Origin of the sequence: Aquitalea sp. USM4 (assembly GCF_004328945.1) — a bacterium.
Taxonomy (GTDB): domain Bacteria; phylum Pseudomonadota; class Gammaproteobacteria; order Burkholderiales; family Chromobacteriaceae; genus Aquitalea; species Aquitalea pelogenes.
This window is the reverse complement of sequence record NZ_CP029539.1, coordinates 1,889,318-1,911,301: the sequence shown is the minus strand read 5'-3', so window position 1 is coordinate 1,911,301 and position 21,984 is coordinate 1,889,318. Positions and strand designations below refer to the sequence as shown.

Below are 21,984 nucleotides of genomic sequence, written 5' to 3'. Positions count from 1 at the left end.
AAGGCTCTGCGGGTTTTTTGTTGTCCATTAGCGTCCAGCAACGTCCCGTAACAGCCAGCTTTTTTATGTACCTTTTTGTGTACCTTCCTACAAACCCCGTAGAAAAAGGTACACAATCACTTGTCATTAGCACCATTTGCAATTCATACACTGGTTACAAAATTGTATGTATGTCATCAGCCACTCATGGCCCTGGCATCCATCACGACCATTTATGTATTTTTTTCGGCCCCCCGCGAGAAATGACTAGTGACAGTAGTGACATAGTGACAGCCTTGATTTCAAAAGACTTTTTCATGTCCATTGATAGTGACAAAAGCGATTTGTCACTAGTGACACGGTAGAAATCCATGCATAGAGAGCCGCTAAAGGCCACCCAACACCCTGCAAGCTGGTTCTCTGCACAAGTCTAGGCGCGGAATGGTCTCCGCCCGCCACCCTTACGGCGCGGCGCGAAAAGGTACATAGGAAAAGGTACACATCATGCCCTTAACTGATCTGGCTATTCGCCAAGCAAAGCCGCAGGACAAGCCCTATCACCTACCCGATGGAGGTAGCCTCTTCCTTGAGGTCACACCAGCGGGTGGCAAACTGTGGCTGTTTCGGTATCGTCACAACGGCAAGCCCGGAAAGCTATCCCTTGGCAAATATCCGACGGTTAGCCTGGCTAGCGCCAGAGACAAGGCAGCAGAAGCGAGAATGCTACTGGATGAGGGTAAGAACCCAAGCCAAGAGAAGAAAGTGGCAAAAGCCTCGGCTAAAGAAGCTAGCGCCAACGCTTTTGAAGCGATTGCAAGGGAGTGGCATCTAAAGCAGATGGTTTTGTGGACACCAGCCCATGCGGCCCGGGTGCTGGACTCCCTTGAGACCGACGCATTCCCTGACCTGGGGAAGATACCGGTCAGTGAGTTAACTGCGCCGCAAATTCTGGCCACCATCCGCAAAATTGAAAGCCGTGGTGCGCTTGAAACGGCCTCACGTGTATTGCAGCGCATTGGTTCAGTGATGCGATATGCCATCCAGACGGCCCGCGCCCAAACCAATCCGGCCAGCGACCTGGCTGGGGCAATCAGTTCAGCAAAGGTAGAGCATCGCCCGGCCTTGCCGCGCAATGAATTGCCAGAGTTCTTCAAGCGACTGGAAGCCGAACCGATTTACCAGCCGACGCGAATTGCCATGCATCTGCTCATTCTGACTTTCGTGCGCCCTGGTGAACTACGCGCAGCACGTTGGGAAGAGTTCGACCTCGTCCGCAAGGAATGGCGCATACCTGCTGAGCGCATGAAAATGCGCGCCCCCCATATTGTCCCTCTGAGCAGTTCTGCATTGGCCCTGCTGGATGAGCTTAAGCCGCTGACAGGCCGCAATGCCCTGCTTTTCCCGGCAATGACCGACCATGACCGGCCCATGAGCGAAAACACGCTGAGCTATGCCATGGGCCGCATGGGATACAAAGGAACGGCCACCCCGCATGGCTTCCGGGCTTTGGCATCCACCGTGCTGAATGAAGAGGGATTCGACCCCGATGTAATCGAGCGCCAGCTTGCCCACGCTGAGCGCAACAAGGTACGTGCTGCATATCACCGAGCTGAGTACCTGGAAGAACGGCGGCGCATGATGCAATGGTGGGCAGACTTCATTGCAGCACAGCAGGGTGGGAATGTTGTACCCGTCAATTTCAAGCGTGCCTGAACGTAACCATATAGTCACAAATATTGAGCCACCAACCTCAAATAGATAAGCCATCTACGATGAAAGAAAAAATCCCTGCAAAAAAACCAGAATACCTGCCAAAGGTGCTATGGGATTTATTTCTAGAAACAGTAGGCACCAGCGATAAAATATCAAGCGATGATACTGAGGAAAATCCAGCATCAATAAATCATTTATTCAGAATTCTACTTGGATGCCATTCAGAAGAGATGTTCAACTCCATGCAATCACGCAACGGCGGAATTGCAAAGGGGTGGGATGATTCGACATGGAGAACTTGGCTACAGGGAATCGCTGTAACAATAAAGCGATGCCATGGAAAAAATAGACAAGAAATCATAAGAAAACGGAAAGAATTACTAATTAAAATTAGAAAAGCAGCTTCAAACTTGGCTGGACTAATGCATGAGGCACAAGACTTATTCTACTTCGATGGCATAGACATTCCATTACGAGCACTTGGGATAGACTCAGAAGCCGCACCAGCCGAGCATTATCTACTTAATGAGATAGAAGAACTTACTTTCGACATTCGTGACGATCTTGCACTACAAACTGTAGACTGGATAGATCACAATGATCGCATCTTAGCCAATATATCCAACTACGAAAAAAGACTGCAATTTGCTTTGATGTATACCGAATACGCAAAAGCAATGAAATTCAAAATATCCGATAACGTATTGGCATATATGTGCAGCATAATTTATGGGCTATCCGATTCAAGTGGAGACGAATTTTCAAAGCTAAAAGCAAGCATCAACAAGGCTAGAAAAGCCCACGAAAAAAAGAGAGAGAAGCGGGATTATTACTACGTCTGCTCAGGCCCTCCATGTGATGGCCCATTAATACGTGCTTATGCACCACACAGTGGGAACGCTGTTCTTTCATACATGATCATGGCAAAAGGCAAGAAAAGAGCGAACCAGTAGAAGGTTTAAGGAAAATATTTACCTCAAAACTACTACTAGTAGTTGATCACAATAAGAAAATGAAATTGTGCCCATCCGTTCTTGAGTGGGCACGTCGCTAGCATTCGTCCTGCCGCACCGTTTTGTGCGGCATCACCCCTTACCGGAGGACGTATGCAAGCATCCAATTCCCCTTCCCTCACACGCTCCCAGCTAGCCACAGAGTTGGGCGTATCTGTTTTTACCCTGAATCAGTGGGCCGTATCCGGCAAAGGCCCCAAAGCCATCCGTGTTGGCCGACAGTCGGTATATCGCCGTGAGGACATTGATGCCTACAAGGCAACGATAAGCAGCACCGAGAGCACACCAGCGCCAGTATCGCAACCTATCGGCTCCTACATGATGCGCCTGCCAGAAGTGCTATCCCTGTCTGGACTGAGTAAGTCCAGTATCTACGCCATGAGCAAAGCAGGTGAATTTCCTGCATCGGTCAAGCTGGGTAGCCGTGCCGTTGGCTGGCCTTCCCACATGGTCATGCAATGGCTGAATGATCGTATGGGGAATGTGGCATGACGACCGATCAACAGCATCAATGCAAATCTGCCCATGCACTGGCCATCATTGCCCAACTCGAAAGCAATCATCCAGACCTCAAATGCAAGGCAGATCACTCATCTGGCTCCTTTGCACCGCGGCATAAAAGAGCAGCGCGCTCTATCCGTAAGAAACCGGCTCCAGTGCCTAAGCCTGCAATGGCATTCTCATTGAGTTACTTGAGTGCATTGAAACGGAATGCCGCACGAACCGGCGACCGTGCAAAGGTAAAAGAGATTGATGTGTTTATCCGTGAAATTGTCAGCTGGGAGTGCAAATGAAAATTCAAGCCATCCGTCACTCAGCCACACGGCTTGCAGACTTGCGGTTCAATCGCCGCATCATTGCCCTGGCCTTGATTGTGGCAAGCATCACCTCCTGCCAGCAGGTTGACGCAACACCAGCAGTCAGCCACAATCGTGCCGTGCTGTTCAATAGCGGCACCGAGATTAGCCTCTCGTCGAACACTAAGGCGGACAGCCGCCCCATGCGGCATTTTTTGCGTCCGGATTACGCCATTGGTGCGTCCATTTCTATGGCGGGCCGTGGTGGGAGCATCTTCGGATGCGCCGGTTCCTTAGTGCCGGTAAGGCTAATCCCGCCACGTGCCTGCCACCCCCGATTAGCCTCGGATGGTGGGTATAAACTCACTAAGGAGGCCACCATGCCTAAGCTTTCCCGCGCCCTGTCGCGCCTGTTCCCCATTTCTAGCACCATCAGCACTGCCGCAACATTGGCAGAGGCGCAAACCATTGCCCGCCAGCACCTGGCTAAAACGGGCCAATCTGTTCGCATTGAACCGGCCAGCCGTGGCTATTCCGTTGTGGAGGTGGCGTAATGTCTGAAACCACCAGTTTTGGCGTCGGTATTGAAGAGAAAAATTCGTCTCTTATTGTCTCCTATGAGTATGAAACCGCAGCTGACATGCTGACACGTCGGACATCGCAGTTGACTGCATTGCTTTCCGCCACATATGGCGAAGCCGGGGATGGCTTCCGCACCCTCAGTAACAGCTTGCAAGAGGATTTCATGTGGCTGGCTCACGATTTGGCGCAAGAAATATCACTGCTGTCCCGTGTGGTAACTCATCCGCCGCGCTCCTAGGCATAAGGCCAAGCAGATGGGGCACCAGCCCTATCCGCTTGCCTCACGTGAGCTTGCAACTGATAACCGACCGGCAGCCATCTACGCAGACGCGCTGCCCATCCCTCTAGGCTGATTCCCATGAAAAATTTGATGACCTTGAATGGTCAGGCCCTCGGCTTGCCCTTTGACTCTGCATTACCTGGTGCAGCCCCTGCTTATCGTGATGGTCATTGCATGGCCATGGATTTGCTGCGCTATATCGCCACCCTTCAAGCCATGCCCAGCTATAGCGAGCAAGAGCGCGCCAATATGGCCGCCGCTGCCCTTGCTGGCTTTCTCTCTCCATTTCTCCCCCTTCTGGCTGATGCCCTTGAGCTATTTGCGGATGATGCACAGCAAGGGCTGTTTGCCGGGCTGATTGAGGACATTTCCAACGGAGCGGCCATGGCGCTGGATGTTGGGCGCAACGGAGGTAACTTATGACGACAGCAGGACGTTTGCCATTCAAAGAGGTGAATGATGCGGCGCTTGCGGCGCTGCCGCGTGTGCTTGATTGGGCTGGTGTTCACTGGCAACAGCATGGCCATGAAATCCAGATGATTAACCCGACACGCGCCAATGATGATGGCTTTGGTTCATTCAGTATCAATGCCAATTCTGGCGTTTGGGCTGACTTTGCCAGCGGCGACAAGGGCGCGGATGTCGTAAGCCTGGTGGCGTATCTGAAAAGCTGCCAGCAGGGTGAAGCATGCAAGGAATTGGCCCGGCTGTTTGGGATTATGTCCGGCAAAGCAGCACCGGCAACTGAGGCAGCGCCACTGCCCCCCTCTGCCGCAGCAGCTATGGATAGTGTGCCTGTGCTCCCTATTCCGGCAGACATGCTGGGCAACATGCCACGCAATAAGCCAAAGCACCCGGGCAAAGTGGTACAGGTGTGGCGCTATAACGATGCAGAGGGGCTGCCGCTTGTCTTTGTGGCACGGCTGGAACCCGGCGCAAATGGCCGTAGTAAGGATTATTACCCCTTGTCGGTATGGCAAGACCTTGCCACGGGCAAACGCGCCTGGCGCTGGAAAAACGTACCGGCACCGCGCCCACTGTATGGACTGGATAGACTGCACAGCCGCCAGTCGGCTCCTGTCGTGCTTTGCGAAGGCGAAAAGGCTGCCGATGCTGCCGGGAAGCTGCTGCCCGGCCATGTAGCCGTTTGCTGGATGAATGGTGCAGAGGCAGTAAGCAAGGCAGATTTCAGTCCATTGGCGGGCCGTGATTGCCTGATCTGGCGTGACTATGACAGCCCCGGTGAAATTGCCGCCAATGCGGTCGCTGGCCAGCTGCTCAAGATCGGCGCGGCCACAGTCACCCATCTGGACGTGTCTGGCTTTGTCACCTACTCCCCTAGTCTGGATGGCCCGGCCCCTGTGTTGTTACCTGGTGGGGAATGGCATGAGGGCGATGATGCTGCCGACGCAATTGGGCGCGGCTGGACAGCTGCTCACTTGGCCATGTTGCTTGAAATGAATAAGCCAGCCGCCCCCCAGCAGACTGAGGAAGCCACACAGCCACCAGCAGAGCAGCAGGCATCCGAAAATACCATTCCTGAGAAGGCCAAGCCGGGCCGCCCGAAGCGCCAAAGCAGCAGCAATGGGGGAAGTCCATTCAAGATTTCTGATAATGGGGTGTACTTCAAAAGTGAGGATATGGACGCCCCTTTATGGGTGTGCAGCAAACTGGACATTCTTGCCCGCACCCGTGATGTGAATAGCGAGGGCTGGGGCTTGCTGGTGCGCTTTGCCGACCCGGATGGCAGCATCAAGGAATGGAATATCCCGTCTGAGCTGGTGGCCAGCAGCGAAGGGACTGAGGTTATCAAGGGGCTGCTCTCCCGTGGCCTGCTGATTGGTAGCGGCCCCAAAGCCCGGCAACGCCTGCTTGAGTATCTTGGCCGTTACGATGGGGGCGAGCGTGCCACGCTGGTGTCTCGCTTGGGCTGGCATGGCAATGCTTTCCTGCTGCCCGATGGCCAGCTAGGCGACAGCAAAGAGGTGCTGGTGTTTCAGGCCGCACAAAAGCAACGTGAGGCCATGCAGTGCGCGGGGGATTTGGCAGCCTGGCAAACTGGCGTTGCGCAGTATTGCGTGGGTAACAGTCGCTTGGCCTTTGCCGCCTCATGCGCGTTTGCAGGCCCGCTGCTGGGGGTAATTGGCGCTGAATCGGGCGGGTTTCACTTTTATGGTGATAGCTCTCAGGGCAAGACCACACTGCTACAAGTAGCGGGTAGTGTCTTTGGCGGGCCGGGCTACCTGCAAACGTGGCGTGCAACGGATAACGCCCTGGAGGCCATGGCGTCTGCCTACTCGGATTGCTTGCTGCCCCTTGATGAGATTCACCAGTGTGACCCGCGCATTATTGGCGAGGCGGTCTATATGCTGGGCAATGGGCGCGGCAAAGGCCGGGCGAATGACCGTGGCGGCAGCCGTGGTGCAGTGGCCGAATGGCGCTTGCTGTTCCTGTCGTCTGGCGAGAAAACCCTTGCCGCACACATGGCAGAGGCTCGCAAAGACATGAAAGCAGGTATGGAAATCCGCATGCTTGCCGTGCAGGCCGATGCCGGTGGCGGGCTGGGCCTATTTGATACCTTGCACGACAAAGAGAATGGCAAGGCCCTTGCTGACCACCTGAAAGCAAACTGTGCCCGCAGCTACGGCACTGCCGCCCGGGCATTTATTGAACGGCTGGTGTCTGAAAAGGAAAAGCTACCGCCCATCATCAGGCAGCAGCTGGCACGCTTTGGCAGTGAGGTATTGCCAGCCGATGCACACGGGCAAGCCCATCGCGCCGCCACGCGCTTTGCGCTAGTGGCTGTGGCTGGTGAATTGGCAAGTGCGTGGGGAGTAACCGGCTGGCCAAAGGGCACTGCATGGAAAGCGGCTCAGCAATGTTTTGCCGACTGGCTTAAAGCGCGTGGCACAACAGGCAATCGCGAGGATGAGGAAATATTGTCCAAGATCCGTTTTTTCCTTGAGCAGCATGGCGAGGCACGATTTACCCGGCTGTCTGATGAAGCCATCCTGCAAAGCGTTGATAGCTTAGGCCCTGACCCTGATGACCATGCGCCACGCACGATTAGCCGGTGTGGCTATCGACTCAAGGACAAGATATCTGGCGTCATCAAGTATCTGATACTTCCGGAGAGCTTCCGGGCAGAAGTATGCGCGGGAATGGATGTATCACGTGCCTGTCGTTTACTCCAACAAGCTGGGGCCTTGGAGGTGACAAAAGGTGCTGGCCATATGCTGCAAATCCGGTATACGCCAGAAGCCAAGTACAGCAAAAGTGGGCGGGCAAAGGTGTATTGCGTGACATCAGCAATATTTGGCGATGGCAACTTCATTGATGAGGCCAGCAATGCCGCCTGATGATCTTGAATCATGGTTTGCCGCTTTGCCTGCCGAAGCTTTCCAAGCTGCTGTTTCGCACACGGAGAGCCATCAACATGCCGCCAGCACGCACCTAGTGAAGGCTACGCCAGACCCGCTTGCTCTTGAATGGTGTAATGAAAGCGCGCAAGAGGTTCAGGGCCTGGCTGATGCTGACGTGGATAAGGCACGGCCCATGCCCTGCACTGCCTGCCAGTTGGCCAGCACAACCCGCTGCCCCGTGGTGCAGTCACTTGGCATCAAGCCTGATGCTGACGCGGCGGCATACTGCCCCAGCTTTCTGCCACATGCTGGTGTGATGGTAGGATGCTGCTGGTTGTGGCGTGTCAGCCTCGATGATGGCCGATTGGTCTGGTATATGGCCACACCAGCGGCAAGCCAACGCAGCGTGATTGAATGGGCAAGGCCGCGCTTTGGTCGGCAGCTGGTGTCTATCCTCCCCGTACCTGGTGCAATGGCTGCCCCTCAGCAGCCAAGCCACGGCTAGCAGCCATTCAAGACAAAGTGCGAGTAAGGCTACGTCGATACGGTCGCTTTGCCGCCCGCCGTAAGCTTATCCAGTAGTACTCTGACGAGGTGCTCGCCGTTCTCCGGCGTGCTCGCGATGGCACATCAACCTCGATGGTAGTCGGTCAGTTTGGTTCATGGCCACGCCTAAGGCAAACCAGTGCAGCATGATTGAATGGATAGGCTTGTAACTATGTCCGCCATGGTTTTCACACAGCACACCAAGTCGACAAAGCAAGATAATCCAGTACTGACAAATGAAGGTTGCATGACATGGGCTCTTGAACGTTTGCACGTCATCTGCTGACTTGCAGGACAAACTAAAGTGAGACCAAAGGAACAACTTGAAAGAGCAAAAAGCCCCCATATAGGGGGCCATATGTGAGACTACGCTACCTTTACAGGTATAGGAAAACCGCGCAGTCCGTACTGTTTCGCATACAAACGCTTACCATTCTTTAGCGTGATGTAGGCGCGAAACTGGATCTCGTACCCCTCAGGTAAGGGCAGATCTAGCTTGAGTTGTTTAGCCACGGCATAGTCACCTCCCTTCTTGGCGATGATTTTTTAGTTGCCGTGGCAAAAACATGTGAACTAGAATCCACATTGCACGTTTCACCAAGCAACCAGTACTGACGCCAATCTGTACTTTTTTCAGGAGCCAAGCGCCAACTTGGCTTGCTGAAATTTTTTCCATTGATCATATCTAAGCCTCAGCTCGCCTCAACATCAGCTCAAGTATTTCCCATGGTAGTCTCCTACCGTTTTCTCTCATCTTAGTGACGCTGTTTCGAGCATTCTCCACACTGATCCTGCCTAACAAAATCAGCTGTTCTAACAACCAAACCGTACCTTTGACCAAAACCGCCTCATGGCTTGCGGCTGCTCGTAGGTCTCCGTCACCAGTCAGCAGAGGACAAGCCTCTTTTTTTGCCAATGCAAGACCAACGCAATCGTAACGGCTAAGCTTCGCGTACAATCTTCCTAGTTCGACTGCATGATCAACCCCGTCACCATCAAGCTCGCCAACCTTTATGTTCAAGGCTCGTAACCGATCGGCCATGCCTTCCAATTCTTCGTCCAGAATCATGTCTGGTACTTTGAACTGGTAAGGGAGAGTAAACATTAAATCAAGCAACTCTCCCACTTCCATATCGATCAGAATGTTGGCATCACTGATCAGTAGCTGCATGCAACCCCTCCAGCTTCCTTTCCGACTTGAAACGGGTCAGAGAGATTTTCAGTAGTTCAGCAGCTTTTGACTCACCAATGTAGCCCTCTGCCAATGCTCGGTAGACAAGCCCTTGAAACAGATAAGTGTCCTCATGTGCGTATTGATCACCAGGCTCTCCTTTTCGCCAGCCTTGCTTAGAGAACTCCATAAACCAGCTACGGCATATGGATTCAGTAATGACACCTGCTTGCTTGATACGAAAGAGAACGCCTAGCATGCTAATGCCGAACTCATGCTTAAGCATGTAGAGCTCTCGAACTTCAAGCGCTGTACGATGAGTGCCCATCACCTTGACCACTTCCCCTTGAGGCAAAAGCAATGCCCCTGCGAAACGGTTACATGCTTTCTCTTCATCAAGATTTTCAGCTAGCCGGTCATGCAAGACCAGGTGCCCAAGCTCATGAGCAAGCGTGAAGCGTTGTCGATCACCAGGCCAATTCTTTGCAACAACAACGATTGGGATGCCAGCCACAGAAGCTGCTAGGCCATCAAATTTTTCCAGCCCGTCAACAGCAGTCACAATCACCATAATCCCGTGAGACTCTAAGGTATCAATAAGATCTGGTATTGGATTGGTACCCAGCCCCCATTCCTGCCGCAGTATCTCAGCCGCCAGCTCAATTTCCTCCTCAGAGGAGATCCGTTCGGGAAGCCGTTCAGGAAGTGCAAATTTGGAGACCGGAGGTTGTGGATAGAGGGAAAGTAATTCAATCCAGCGCTCGGCCTGATCTGTGATGTCGACAGAAATTCTGTCGAGAATAGTCTTGGAGGTCGATGCACGCTTGCGGTACTCAATGCCCTCCAATTGCAGAGATGTCGAACGAAGAAAATATTCTGTCCGGACTCCCAGTACTTTAGCAATTTTCAGTAGCTGGCCTGACGAAGGAGTCAGTTCGCCCTTCTCATACTTGTTTATGGCTGTTTGAGATAGATCTACCGCATCTGCAAGCGCACGTAGAGACAGGCCAGCAGCCTTTCGGGCACGAAGCAATCGTTCACCGATCATTGCCATCCCCTTGTACGTGGTTTACAAAAAATGATTTCATACATGAAATGTAAACCAAGCATCCTTACGTTGCAAGTCCAATTGCATCATCCGTAAGAATTCAGATCTAACTGATAAACCCAGTAGCTCAGGAACGGGATATGTAGACTGGGCTGTTAAAGCCGTTTAGAAGTGTGGCTCATACCCTAGTTTGGTAGAAAGTGCCTGTGACTGGCTTGGCCGCCGAAGTGCGCAGCGGAGCAGGCTCCACTGATCTGACCCGAGCCGTGAACAACATGCCGCCCATTCTTACACTGCCAGCTGTTGGCTGCTGCTTGCTGAGTTATCGGTAGGATGCCGCTGGTTGTGGCGTGTCAGCCATCGATGATGGCTGATTGGTCTGGTATATGGCCACACCAGCGGCAAGCCAACGCAGCGTGATTGAATGGGCAAGGCCGCGCTTTGGTCGGCAGCTGGTGTCTATCCTCCCCGTACCTGGTGCAATGGCTGCCCCTCAGCAGCCAAGCCACAGCTAGCAGCCATTCAATACCAGCAATGGGCAATGCTCTGACCATGCGGTTGCTTGCCCCCCTGCATTGCCTTATCCAGTAGTACTCCGCACAAGCTTCCCACCGCTGTCTGATGTGACAGTGGGATGCGGCTGGATATGGTGCATCAGTCTCGATGGTGGACCGTTGGTCTGGTATGTGGCTATGCCAGCGGCCAGCCAACGCAGCGTGATTGAAAGGGCAAGGCCGCGCTTTGGGCAGCAGTTGGTGTCTATCATCCCCATGCCTGGTGCAATGGCTGCCCCTCAGCAGCCAAGCCACGGCTAGCCATTCAATACCAGCAATGGGCAATGCCCTGCCCATCCATCCCCTGTAAGCGTCTTTCTATTACCGTAGCTCCTACACCTACAACATCCACAAGGCTATGTCGCAGCCCCCTGTGCAGGGTGGATGAGCGACATCATTCATGATGTTCAGCACCTGACATCAAGTGACACAACACCCCATCGCATACCGGTATTCAACATGCTGTCACTAGTGACAAATGAACTTTGTCACTACGCAATAATAGAAAATGTCCTTTTAAATCAATGGTGTCACTACGTCACTATTGTCACTACGCATTTTTATCGGGATCGAAAAAATAATTCGCCGTTAGGTCAGAGCAATCAGTGGGAGCGGTATGGATTGCACCCGATGTCCATAGCACCACCCCTAGAAATGGGTGGGCACCTGCCATGGGGTGGGGGGTGGCTGAAAGCCCAGCAAGGCCCGATCAAGACCCAGTGCCTAGCTTCGCATTTTTATGGCGAGAGAATTTTAGGGAGGGGGGGTGTTCACAGGGGCAAGGTATGGCAAACGATCAGACAGGCAGATGAAAAAAATGAACAACCGGCCAAGCATTTCACTACCTGGCTAGCAGCTGCGCCAGCCATCGCATAGCTTGGCGTGATGCGTGAAAAGTGTGGCGCGCCCACTGTGGCAACGCTCCAACGGTGCTGTTTTGTGTACCTTTTTGTGTACCTTTTCTAAAATCACGATACAAGAGTCCTTTACTGGCGTGGCTTTCAGGCAACACTTCGATAGAGACCCCGGCACCAAGTCCTAACAGACAAGGATTGCAGCAAGAATCAAAAACAGCGCCGCAAGGCGCTTTTTTGTTGCCTGAAACCTGCCATGGAACACTGGCGGGACACCAACGCGACACAGCACAAACCGGCACTATTCAGCCCGCCGCCTGACCCTACCATCAATGCCAGCAGTGTCCGTCATCGTGTTAGTAACGACCACTCTCATGAAGTTGGAAGCCTTCCTCCTCAAAACCAAAGTCCTGTAGACAAGGGACAGACAAACATGCAAATTGAGTAGCTCATCGGTCTGAACTTTCATTCCTTCCCAACATGCTAATGGCGGATATGTGATGGCATCTAAGACGGAGCAAGAGCGCCTAAAGATAGCTCTAAGAGCAAAACATGCTGAAAGGATATCTCCGCAGAAACCTTTTGTAGGGCATTCCAGAGTTGCCGCGGCATTCAATACCGCATCTGCAAAAAGGAAAGCCGCACAAATGCTGCATGATGAATTAAAAAAAGAAAATCAAGCGATCAAGCAACACAAAGCCACATACATGCAAAGAGACCTGCAAGAACTTCTGTCTCTTTGGAATGCCGGTAAGAACAATCTCAAAAGTGTTAAAGCGCAAGCACTGAAAGCTGCCATCCGTGAAAAGACAGGCATTGCAGGACCATAGGCAGCTCGGCCTACTCAAGTCTTATCTCTCGCATAGGGCACTGGCGGGAAACTAGCGCAACACAGCACAAACCGGCAGGCTCAGCCCGCAGCCATGCCGTGCTATCCCCTTCCCCGGTATTGACAAGCCAACCCCGCCACCCAACAATTGCCGCGTGCTGTTCAATAGCGGCACCGGGTTTGGCGACCCGACTTACGAAGGCGGACAGCCGCTCTGCGGCATTTTTTACGTCCGTTCAACACACCATAGGTACGTCTTCAATGGCGGGCCATGGTGGGGATACCTTCGGGTATGCCGGTTGCCTTCGTACCGGTTCGCCAACCTCGCCATGTGCCCGCCACCCTCGTTTGGCGACGAGAAGTGGGCTCAACGCTCATACGAAGGAGGCTATGATGCCTGGCATTTCCCGCGCCCTGTTGCACCCTCCCCCCGCGATTGTCATTGCCGTTACCGCCCTGCCATCCTTCCGCAAGGAGGCCCGCGCATGAACACCCAGCCCCTTCTCAACCCGGACGTTCCCGCCGCCTATCTGGCGCTGGCCACCTTTCAAGACCAACTCCGCTACCTGCAAACCCTGACCAGCCTGCCGGAGCACGCCGCGCTGCGCGAACCCATCAGCCAGTTGACCCGCCTGAGCCAGACCATCCAGCACACCATTGCCGATGGTATCTGCACGCTGGACAGTGCCGCTGACTGCATGCAATGCCTGCTTGATCTGCTGAACCACGCCGAGGACATGCCGCTGGCAGCCAATCAGCTGGCCGGGCTATTGGCCCCACTGCATCAACAAATCAGCCTCGCCCGCACCGATATCGGCCAACTCCTGTAAGGCGCTGTTTTGTTGCCTGTCGTTTACGTAAGCCTCGCCCCGCAGTCCACCAACAGCCCGCCCAGCGCGGGCTGTGTGCTGTTTGCCAGCTACAGGCCATTACCTTCACCGTCAGCACAAACGCCACCCAGCACTGCATGGCAATACCACCAGTCGATTCCGCCACTGTCAGATTCATGCCAATACAGCAGCAGATTGTTGGCTTATTTTTGATACGGAATATGACATCGGCACGTTTTATGTGAAAAACTGGATGCTGAAAAGGGTCTTTCAGCTGTTCAGTGCCGTGAAGAGTGACGCAGACGGGCAGTCCACGAAGTCGCAACAGGCCGGAAATCCTGATTCACGGTTTGCGGTGGGAAAAGCGTGGAAACCGTAGATAACATAACCAACCCAAGCAATTGATTTTATTGAAATTTTAGAAATATCCACGAATTAGCAGAAAAACCCGTGGGCAAAACCCTGGGGCTGAAACCCTTGCCTGGTAAGGCTTTGCGGGATGCATCCACGGTTTGGGGCAGTTTTTTGATGTGTGTGTCTGGCTGGTGGAGATACTGGCCAGGAGAAATGGCTTCTTTTGGCCAGGAGCGGAAGGCCGCCAGTGACAGCTTTGCCGCCGCACAAGCTTGATACGCAGCATCAGTTGTTACCCGTGTCGCCTTTGTCGGAATATTTAGTACCCTCATATGCCGGAATGGAGTGTGAAATGGAATAGTCAATCAAAAGCTTGGAAGAGATTGCCGCGACTTTGTTATACGGATGGCGCCGACAATATGCGGCGGCTTCTGTCTACCTACAATACGTTTGCAGGGTCAAAAAAGTAGGAGAGCAGTGTGTTTTCACTCCAGTATGTTCGAGACTATCTATCCATCAAGCAGTTCAATCCAGTGGAACTCAGTGACCTTACTATCCTGACCGGACTTAACGGCTCCGGCAAGAGTCACCTTCTTGAAGCAATTGAACAAAAATGCGTTCACATCAACGGAGATCCGAACCTCTCAATTGTGAAGTTCAACTATGAGAATTTCCGACTGGAGAATGAGGCTGAGTTCAACGCCTATCAACTCGGGACAGAGAAAGGCAATGCCTGGAACTTCTACAACGGCAATATCAAGCATCTCCTGGTTAACGCAAAAGGGCATCTAGGCCCCTCACATAGTGAGATTGCAGACGAATGCAAGCGAGACAAAGTTCCACTTCTTTCCAGAAATGACCGTCCGGAAGTGACAAACTACCGAAATACGGTGGATCAGTATTTTGCACAGCAACACATTCGAACCAACAATGATGCGGCTGGCGTGTACTCACTCGTGCGCTCTTTGCCGTTTCCTCTCGATGAGATTACGGAAGAAGATTTTAGGACACTCTATAAGCCAGTTGCTCTCAAGAACAATTTTCTTCCACATCAACTCGGCAAGGTTATCTGGGATTACTACATTAAGTACCGGCAGAATCAAGTTAACGAGTTTGAGAACCAGAGGTATGGGAAGGACTACCCGGTTCTCTCTGAAACCGACTTTCTTGCGAGGCACGGAGAAAAACCTTGGGAGCTGATCAACAAAATCCTGCGGAAGTTTAGCTCGATCCAGTATCAGATCACATCACCCGAGGGAACAGACGTATTCAAGAACTACGCATTGAGACTTGTTCACACTTCAGATCCCAACTTACAGATTGACTTCAGTAGTCTTTCATCTGGTGAGAAGGTTCTGATGGCCCTCGTCGCGTCCATTTACAAATCGTCCTTCGATAGATATTTTCCGGACGTACTTTTGCTCGATGAGATTGACGCCACTTTGCATCCTTCGATGATGCGAAATATGATAGAAGTAATTCAAGAAGAGTTCATTTCACGCGGTACAAAGGTAATCCTAGTAACCCATTCACCAACAACGGTTGCACTTGCGCCAGAAGACTGCGTGTTCGTAATGAATCGAGCAGGGCTGAGTAGAGTCGAGAAGTCTAGCAACGGAAACGCTCTTTCCATACTCACAGAAGGGTTCGCAATCCTTCAAGATGGAGTCAGGCTGTTTGATCAAGTTGGTCGGTTGAAAGCAACAGTCATTACTGAAGGAAAGAACACAAAGATACTGAGGAAGGCGTTCGAGCTTTTTGGTGTCTCTGATATAGAAATCCTAGATGGTATTGAGGCCAATTCTGGAAAAACCCAATTGAAGACGCTGTACGATTTCTTTGTGAGAGTTCCACACGAAAAGACTGTGATATTTGTTTGGGATTGCGATGTTAACTATTCCCTTGATGTGGTCAACAACACCGTACCGATTATCATCCCACGGAACGCGGCCAATACAGTTGCGAAATCTGGCATCGAGAACGCATTTTCTGAGAGTTTATTCCATGCCTTTCAAAAGCGAATAACTCTTTCAACAGGGGAAACGAAGATTGAATTTGACGAAAGCCGTAAGAGGGATTTCGAGGATTACCTGTTAAGAAGAAACAGTATTGCTGACTTTGAATTTCTGAGAAGCACGATCGAGGCTATTCGAAGCGCAGGGAAATAAGTCCATGTAACATCTAGTCAACCTGATGCTTTTGCTGCGCAAACCACAGGTTATCTAGGCGTTGAATGGCGGCTTCGGAGCTGTTTAGTTGCCGTAACTCAGGACCGCTTTGGGTCGTAAGCCGCCATTTTCCTTAGGCAAGTTGAGGACTGTACAAATGTGGATCAATCTCACAACAGTGTTGGTATAAACAATTACCACACCGTACAGAATCCTTACTAGACAATGCTTTCTAGCCACTCTTCAATAGAGACCCCACACAACCAAACACCCCCGCGCCATCTGCATGGCCGGGGGTGTTTTGTTGTGGCCGCCATCTGGCGGCCAAATCAGGCGGGGTCAGAACTTGAGGTTGAAGGCGGTGTACAGCGAGCGGGCGGGGCCGGCCACGCCTGTGCCCCAGGGGATGCCGGCGCGGCTCATGGTCATGCCCTGGCCGGTGTAGGCGCCGCCCAGCGGCAGGGTGTAGAAGCGGTTGAACACGTTGTCGATGCCCACGTCCACGCTGAACCGTTTGTTTTCATAGCGGGTGCGCAGGTTGAACAGGCTGTAGCCGGGGGTTTTGACCTCGTTGCGCACGGCGGAGACATCGGTTTTGGCGCGGACGGCCTGCCATTCGGCGGTGCTGGTCCACTGCCCCAGCGTGTTTACCAGCGCCAGTTTGGCGTTGAGCGGCATGATGTTGTACAGATTGTCGCCAGTCGTCAGGTTTTCGCCACGGGTGTAGCTGAGCTGGGCGGTGGCAGTGAAACTGCCTAAGCCGGTGGTTTTGGCCAGTTGCAGCTTGCCGCTGACGTCCACGCCGTATAGCTGGGCGTTCTGGTTAACGTATTGCAGCACCACGTAGCCGGTGGTGGCGGTCTGGTTGTTGTTGGCCGTGCCGTAACGCTGGGCGTCGATGTAGTTTTCCACATAGCTGTAGTAGGGGCTGAGCCTGAGCTGCCAGGCTTCACCGTCGGCGGCGTGCCAGTTGGCGCTGCTGCTGAGGGTGTGGGCCACTTCCGGCTTGAGGTTGGCGTTGCCGACATAGCCGTTGCCGTCTCCGGCGAAGTTGTTCATCACCGCGGCCATGGTGTTGCTGGACCAGGTATAGCGTTCGTACAGATTGGGCGAGCGGGTTTTCTGCGCGTAGGCCAGTTCGTATTGCGCTGTTTCCGACGGGGTGTAGCGGGCCAGGGCGGACAGGTCGAGGTTGAGGTCGGTACGGGCGTGGTTTTGCGCGTTGAAGCTGGCGGCGTCAGTAGCGTAGGAGGCGTTGCTGTTGTAGCCCGCTACGCTGCCGGTATTGCTTTTCACCTGGCTGAGCCGTGCGCCGATGATGCTGCGCCATTGTGCTTTCCAGTCCGCCTGCCATTCGGCAAAGGCGTCCACGCGGTCGCGGTTGCCGTCCTTGATGTTCCAGAAGGTATTGGGGCCCATGCCACCAGTACCACCGGCTGCCGGCCACCAGTCGTTGAGGCTGTAGCGCTGGATTTCGCTGCCCAGTTTCAGTTTGTCGCGCGCATTCAGGGCCAACTCGGCAGTCAGGCTGCCGCCCAGGGTGTGGCTGGCAGAGTCCATCGGCATACCTTTATAGATGCCGTAGATGGTTTGCTTGTCATCGCCAAAGTTCATGCTGTGGCGTACGTACTGGTTGTACAGGCGGGCATCCAACTCGCCCCAGGCAAACTGGCCGTTGTAGTGCAGGTTCAGCTGGTTGCTGCTGTTGTCGGTCATGTCCATGCGCTGGTTGGCAAAGCCCTCAAAAGGCGTGCGTTGCACGCCCACTTTGGCTTCCAGCAGCTGGTCATTGTCGCGCCAGGCCAGGCCCAGTTCGTGGTTTTCGGTTTTGTAGGCGGTGGAGCCTACCGTTTTGCCATCCATCCAGGCGCGGCCGGTGGCGGCGAGGCCGGATTGCTTGAAATCGGCCGCGGCGTCGTAGTTGTTGCTGCGCGCGGTGGAGCCGGTGTAGTTGATGCTGACATGGTCGTTGGCCAGGGTGGCGCTGGCATTGGCACCACGGGCATCACCATTGCTGCGGTAGAACGCGCCCACGTTGCCGGTCTGCAATATCTGGCCTGCCTCGGCAAATTGCGGGGCGGCGGAACGGGCCACAATCACCCCGCCGATATTGTCGCCACCGGCACTGACCGGGGCCGCGCCGTTATACACCTGCACGCTGTCCACCTTGCTGGCGTCCATATAGGACAGCGGGGAGTTCATGTGATTGGGGCAGGAAGCAATCAGGCTGGCACCATCGGTTTTCACCAGCAGGCGGTCGTCGGCCAGGCCGCGCAATACCGGCAGGCTGGAGAAGCCACCGGCGGCATGCAGGTTCAGGCCGGGAATGTCTTGCAGCAGCTGGGCGCTGTCGCTGCTACGGGCTGCTTGTGCGGCCAGTTGTGCCGGGCTGAGGCTGCTGCCATTGGCCTGGCTGTCCGGCCGCGTGCCGTGGACCACCACCTCCGGCATTTGCTGTACGTCGGTGCTGTCGGCGGCGTTGGCCAGCTGGCCAAGGGCGGCCAGCGCGAGGGTGACGGCCAGAACGGCCGGCTTGGTCTGGTAATGCATGTTGTTTCCCAAGTGAATGACGGAAGGGTCATGCACCGGTGCAGGGAGAACCCGGCCCGGCGCGATGGGGACAAGAAACCGGCATGGGTGGGATAGCGCAGGTCTTGACCAGCTGTCGGACAAACATCTGTTTGATCCATAAGGACGGAAGCGTAGCAATTTCGCTGCGATCCGGGATGTGACCAATTGTCGCAGGGCCAGTATTGGCAAGGCTGTGGCGGGGGGAATGCCGCGATGGGCTGATCATGCGCAAATGCAGGTGATTTTCTTTGCGTTTGGCATAGCAAGGGCTGGGCGGGGTCAGTACACTATGCGCTAGTCTGGCCTATTGCCTGCCCATTACCTTCGGCACCGACCAACGTGAACAGAATCTGGCCTTCCTGGCTGTCCAGCCTGCTCGTCACCGTGCTTGCCTTCCTGATAGGCATGGCAGTGGTGTGTGTGGCTGCGCGTCAGGATGAAGACATTGCCCGTTCGCAGGCGCTGGCCGATGCCAGCGACCGGGGCAATGCGGTGAAGGTGACCATAGACCGTGCGCTGTCTTCCACTTACGCGCTGAGCGCCATGGTGCGGCAGGGGCATGGCCAGCTGGACGATTTCGACGCCTATGCCCGCGCGCTGATGACTTACTACCCCGGCGTGATGTCGCTGCAACTGGCCCCTGATGGGGTGGTACGGCAAATCTATCCGCTCAAGGGTAATGAAAAGGCGATTGGCCATAATCTGCTGGCCGACCCGGCGCGCAACAAGGAAGCCTTCATGGCGCGCGACAGCGGCGAGATGACGCTGGCCGGGCCCTTCCCGCTGGTGCAGGGCGGCATGGGCGCGGTGGGCCGCATGCCGGTGTTCCTGAACCGGGAGCGTGGTGTGCCGCCGGTGTTCTGGGGCTTTGCCATTGCGCTGGTGCGTTTTCCGGATGTATTGCAAAGCGCCGGGCTGGACTGGCTGCCCCGGCGCGGCTATCGCTACCGGCTGTGGCGTCAGCACCCGGACAGCCACCAGATTCAGGTACTGGCCAGCTCGGAACACGAGGCCACGCCGCTGGCCGAGCCGGTGCCTTACACCATCAACATGCCCAACGGCACGTGGACGCTGGATGTGGAACCGCGTGACGGCTGGCGCAATCCGCGCCATCTGGTCATCAATACCCTGCTGGTGCTGCTGATCAGCGGCCTGCTGGGCTGGCTGGCCTGGCAAATGGGAGAATTGCGCCGCAATCGGGCCGAACTGGCCTTGCTGGTGGCCCTGCGCACCCGTGCGCTGGAGCAGGAAACGTCGGACCGGGAAGCGGCAGAGCATGCAGCACTGGCCGAAACCATGCGTCAGGCCGCCTTGCTGCAAACAGCGTCTGATGGCATTCACATTCTGGACGAGGAAGGACGGCTGACCGAGTGCAGCCCGTCTTTTGCCGCCATGCTGGGCTACAGCGAAACGGAAATGCATGCGCTGCGCCTGCAGGACTGGGACAGCACAGTCAGCACCGGCGAGCTGCAACGGCTGCTGCACGACACCAGCGGCCTGGGCGTGCGACTGGAAACACGGCACCGGCGCAAGGACGGCTCGATGATTGATGTGGAGGTGAATGCCAAGCCGGTCACCATTGCCGGTCGGCTTTATGTCTATGCCTCCGCCCGCGACATCAGCGAGCGCAAGCACGCCGAACAGCTGCTGCGCATTGCCGCCACCGCCTTTGAAGCGCAGGAAGGCATGGTGGTGACCGACTGTCACACCACCATCCTGCGGGTGAATGGCGCGTTCAGCAAAATTACCGGCTATGGTGCCGACGAAGTGGTGGGGCAGAAAATCAGCCTGTTGCAGTCCGGCCGTCACGACGCTGCGTTTTACCAGCGCATGTGGCAAAGCCTGCAAGAGCTGGGCGCCTGGCAGGGGGAAATCTGGAACCGTCGCAAGAATGGCGAGGTTTATCCGGAATGGCTCAGCATCAGCGCGGTGCTGGCAGAGGACGGCTCGGTCAGCCACTACGTGGGCACCATGAGCGACATTACCCAGCGCAAGGCGGCGGAGGACAAGATCAAGCGGCTGGCCTTCTACGACCCGCTCACCCAGCTGCCCAACCGCCGCCTGTTGCTGGATCGCCTGCAAATGGCGCTGGAAGTCTGCCAGCATCACGCCCGTACCGGGGCCTTGCTGTTCATCGACCTGGACAACTTCAAAACCCTCAACGACACCCTGGGCCATGACAAGGGCGACCACCTGCTGCAGGAAGTGGCGCAGCGGCTGAATGAATGCCTGCGACCGGGCGATACCGTGGCCCGGCTGGGGGGGGACGAATTCGTGCTGATGCTGGAAGGCCTGCACCAGGACCCGGCCCAGGCCGTGCTGCAAACCCGCGCCATCGGCCAGCATGTGCTGGAAGCACTGGCCCGCCCCTACCCCATGCTGGGCGACCTGCATCACAACACCTGCAGCATGGGCGCGGTGCTGTTTGACGGCCATGACAACTCGGTGGAAGAGCTGCTGAAACGGGCGGACCTCGCCATGTATCAGGCCAAGGGTGCCGGGCGCAATACCTTGCGCTTTTTCGACCCGGAAATGCAGGAGGCCGTCAGCGCCCGTGCCGAGCTGGAAAGTGCGCTGCGCCGCGGTTTGCAGCAGCAGGAATTCCAGCTGTATTACCAGCCGCAGGTAGATGCCGATGGCCGCGTCACCGGTGCGGAGGCCCTGTTGCGCTGGCAGCGTCCGGAGCACGGGCTGGTGGGCCCGGCCAGCTTCATTCCGCTGGCGGAAGAATGCGGCCTGATCGTGCCGCTGGGCGAATGGGTGCTGCATACCGCCTGTCGCCAGCTGGCCGCCTGGGCGGAAGACCCGGCCACTGCCGGGCTGGAGCTGGCGGTGAATGTCAGCGCCCGCCAGTTCCACCAGAGCAGCTTTGTCGAAATGGTGCGCAATACGCTGATGCGCAGTGGCGCGCCCGCCCGTCGCCTGAAGCTGGAGCTGACCGAAAGCCTGCTGTTGCAGGACGTGGACGACACCGTGCGCAAGATGAACATGCTCAAGCAGGACGGCGTGTGCTTCTCGCTGGATGACTTTGGCACCGGCTACTCCTCGCTGGCCTATATCAAGCGCCTGCCGCTGGACCAGCTGAAGATCGACCAGTCCTTCGTGCGCGATATCGACAGCGATGCCAACGACGTGTCCATCATCCGCACCATTGTGGCCCTGGCCGGCAGCATGCAGTTGCAGGTGATTGCCGAAGGCGTGGAAACCGCCAGCCAGCGCCGCTTCCTGCTGGAACAGCACTGCCGGGCCTTCCAGGGCTATCTGTTTGGCCGCCCCATGCCGGTGGCCGACTTCATGACCCTGCTGGCCGCCCAGCGCCATTGACACGCGCTA

At 55.1% G+C, this 21,984-nt stretch carries 16 protein-coding genes; 13 read left to right on the top strand and 3 right to left on the bottom strand.

The features are described 5' to 3' along the window. Window positions 1-483 precede the first annotated feature (483 nt). The 8 genes from DKK66_RS09030 (at window position 484) to DKK66_RS08995 (ending at window position 7,723) form a co-directional block, all read left to right on the top strand. Window positions 484-1,692, top strand: coding sequence for an integrase arm-type DNA-binding domain-containing protein (locus DKK66_RS09030; RefSeq protein WP_131357301.1), 1,209 nt, complete (start codon window positions 484-486; stop codon window positions 1,690-1,692). 59 nt (window positions 1,693-1,751) lie between these two features. Then, window positions 1,752-2,645: a hypothetical protein gene (locus tag DKK66_RS09025; protein WP_131357298.1), complete on the top strand. Its 894-nt coding sequence runs from the start codon at window positions 1,752-1,754 to the stop codon at window positions 2,643-2,645. Between the two features lie 153 nt (window positions 2,646-2,798). Then, entirely contained in the window at window positions 2,799-3,197 is a 399-nt protein-coding gene (locus tag DKK66_RS20305; RefSeq protein ID WP_131357295.1) for an AlpA family transcriptional regulator, read from the top strand. Next, window positions 3,194-3,499, top strand: coding sequence for a hypothetical protein (locus tag DKK66_RS09015; protein ID WP_131357292.1), 306 nt, complete (start codon window positions 3,194-3,196; stop codon window positions 3,497-3,499). The genes DKK66_RS20305 and DKK66_RS09015 overlap by 4 nt, the downstream gene beginning before the upstream one ends. Further along, window positions 3,496-4,056, top strand: a complete 561-nt coding sequence (locus DKK66_RS09010) for a hypothetical protein (RefSeq protein ID WP_131357289.1) — start codon at window positions 3,496-3,498, stop codon at window positions 4,054-4,056. The genes DKK66_RS09015 and DKK66_RS09010 overlap by 4 nt, the downstream gene beginning before the upstream one ends. Beyond that, window positions 4,056-4,322 (top strand): hypothetical protein, encoded by a 267-nt coding sequence (locus DKK66_RS09005; protein WP_131357287.1) that lies wholly within the window; start codon window positions 4,056-4,058, stop codon window positions 4,320-4,322. Before DKK66_RS09010 ends, DKK66_RS09005 begins: the two co-directional genes overlap by 1 nt. Before the next feature lie 120 nt (window positions 4,323-4,442). Beyond that, on the top strand, window positions 4,443-4,787 hold the full coding sequence (locus tag DKK66_RS09000; protein ID WP_131357285.1) for a hypothetical protein: 345 nt from the start codon (window positions 4,443-4,445) through the stop codon (window positions 4,785-4,787). 1,022 nt (window positions 4,788-5,809) lie between these two features. Further along, on the top strand, window positions 5,810-7,723 hold the full coding sequence (locus DKK66_RS08995) for a DUF927 domain-containing protein (RefSeq protein WP_242673618.1): 1,914 nt from the start codon (window positions 5,810-5,812) through the stop codon (window positions 7,721-7,723). Window positions 7,724-8,957: 1,234 nt separating this feature from the next. On the opposite strand, the gene DKK66_RS08990 is transcribed toward DKK66_RS08995, so the two are convergent. Both DKK66_RS08990 and DKK66_RS08985 read right to left on the bottom strand, forming a co-directional pair. Then, the gene (locus DKK66_RS08990) at window positions 8,958-9,443 is read right to left on the bottom strand and encodes a DUF3368 domain-containing protein (RefSeq protein WP_131357280.1); all 486 of its coding nucleotides are present in this window, start codon (window positions 9,441-9,443) and stop codon (window positions 8,958-8,960) included. Next, window positions 9,424-10,491, bottom strand: coding sequence for an ImmA/IrrE family metallo-endopeptidase (locus DKK66_RS08985; RefSeq protein ID WP_131357277.1), 1,068 nt, complete (start codon window positions 10,489-10,491; stop codon window positions 9,424-9,426). Before DKK66_RS08985 ends, DKK66_RS08990 begins: the two co-directional genes overlap by 20 nt. Window positions 10,492-11,429: 938 nt before the next feature. On the opposite strand from DKK66_RS08985, the gene DKK66_RS08980 reads away from it, so the two are divergent. From DKK66_RS08980 to DKK66_RS08965, 4 genes are all read left to right on the top strand, one after another. Further along, complete coding sequence (locus DKK66_RS08980) at window positions 11,430-11,921, top strand: hypothetical protein (protein WP_131357274.1); 492 nt, start codon at window positions 11,430-11,432, stop codon at window positions 11,919-11,921. Between the two features lie 478 nt (window positions 11,922-12,399). Continuing rightward, window positions 12,400-12,729 carry a hypothetical protein gene (locus DKK66_RS08975; protein ID WP_131357271.1) on the top strand — a complete coding sequence of 110 codons (330 nt, stop codon included), beginning with the start codon at window positions 12,400-12,402 and terminating at the stop codon, window positions 12,727-12,729. Between the two features lie 484 nt (window positions 12,730-13,213). Further along, on the top strand, window positions 13,214-13,558 hold the full coding sequence (locus DKK66_RS08970) for a DUF1484 family protein (RefSeq protein ID WP_165494137.1): 345 nt from the start codon (window positions 13,214-13,216) through the stop codon (window positions 13,556-13,558). Window positions 13,559-14,391: 833 nt separating this feature from the next. Next, entirely contained in the window at window positions 14,392-16,080 is a 1,689-nt protein-coding gene (locus DKK66_RS08965; protein WP_131357265.1) for an ATP-binding protein, read from the top strand. Between the two features lie 339 nt (window positions 16,081-16,419). Here the strand turns inward: DKK66_RS08965 and DKK66_RS08960 are convergent, their stop codons facing one another. Beyond that, window positions 16,420-18,630 carry a TonB-dependent receptor gene (locus DKK66_RS08960; protein ID WP_131357262.1) on the bottom strand — a complete coding sequence of 737 codons (2,211 nt, stop codon included), beginning with the start codon at window positions 18,628-18,630 and terminating at the stop codon, window positions 16,420-16,422. A gap of 360 nt (window positions 18,631-18,990) precedes the next feature. Here DKK66_RS08960 and DKK66_RS08955 point away from each other — a divergent pair, with 360 nt between their 5' ends. Next, the gene (locus DKK66_RS08955) at window positions 18,991-21,975 is read left to right on the top strand and encodes an EAL domain-containing protein (protein WP_131357259.1); all 2,985 of its coding nucleotides are present in this window, start codon (window positions 18,991-18,993) and stop codon (window positions 21,973-21,975) included. Window positions 21,976-21,984: the final 9 nt, after the last annotated feature.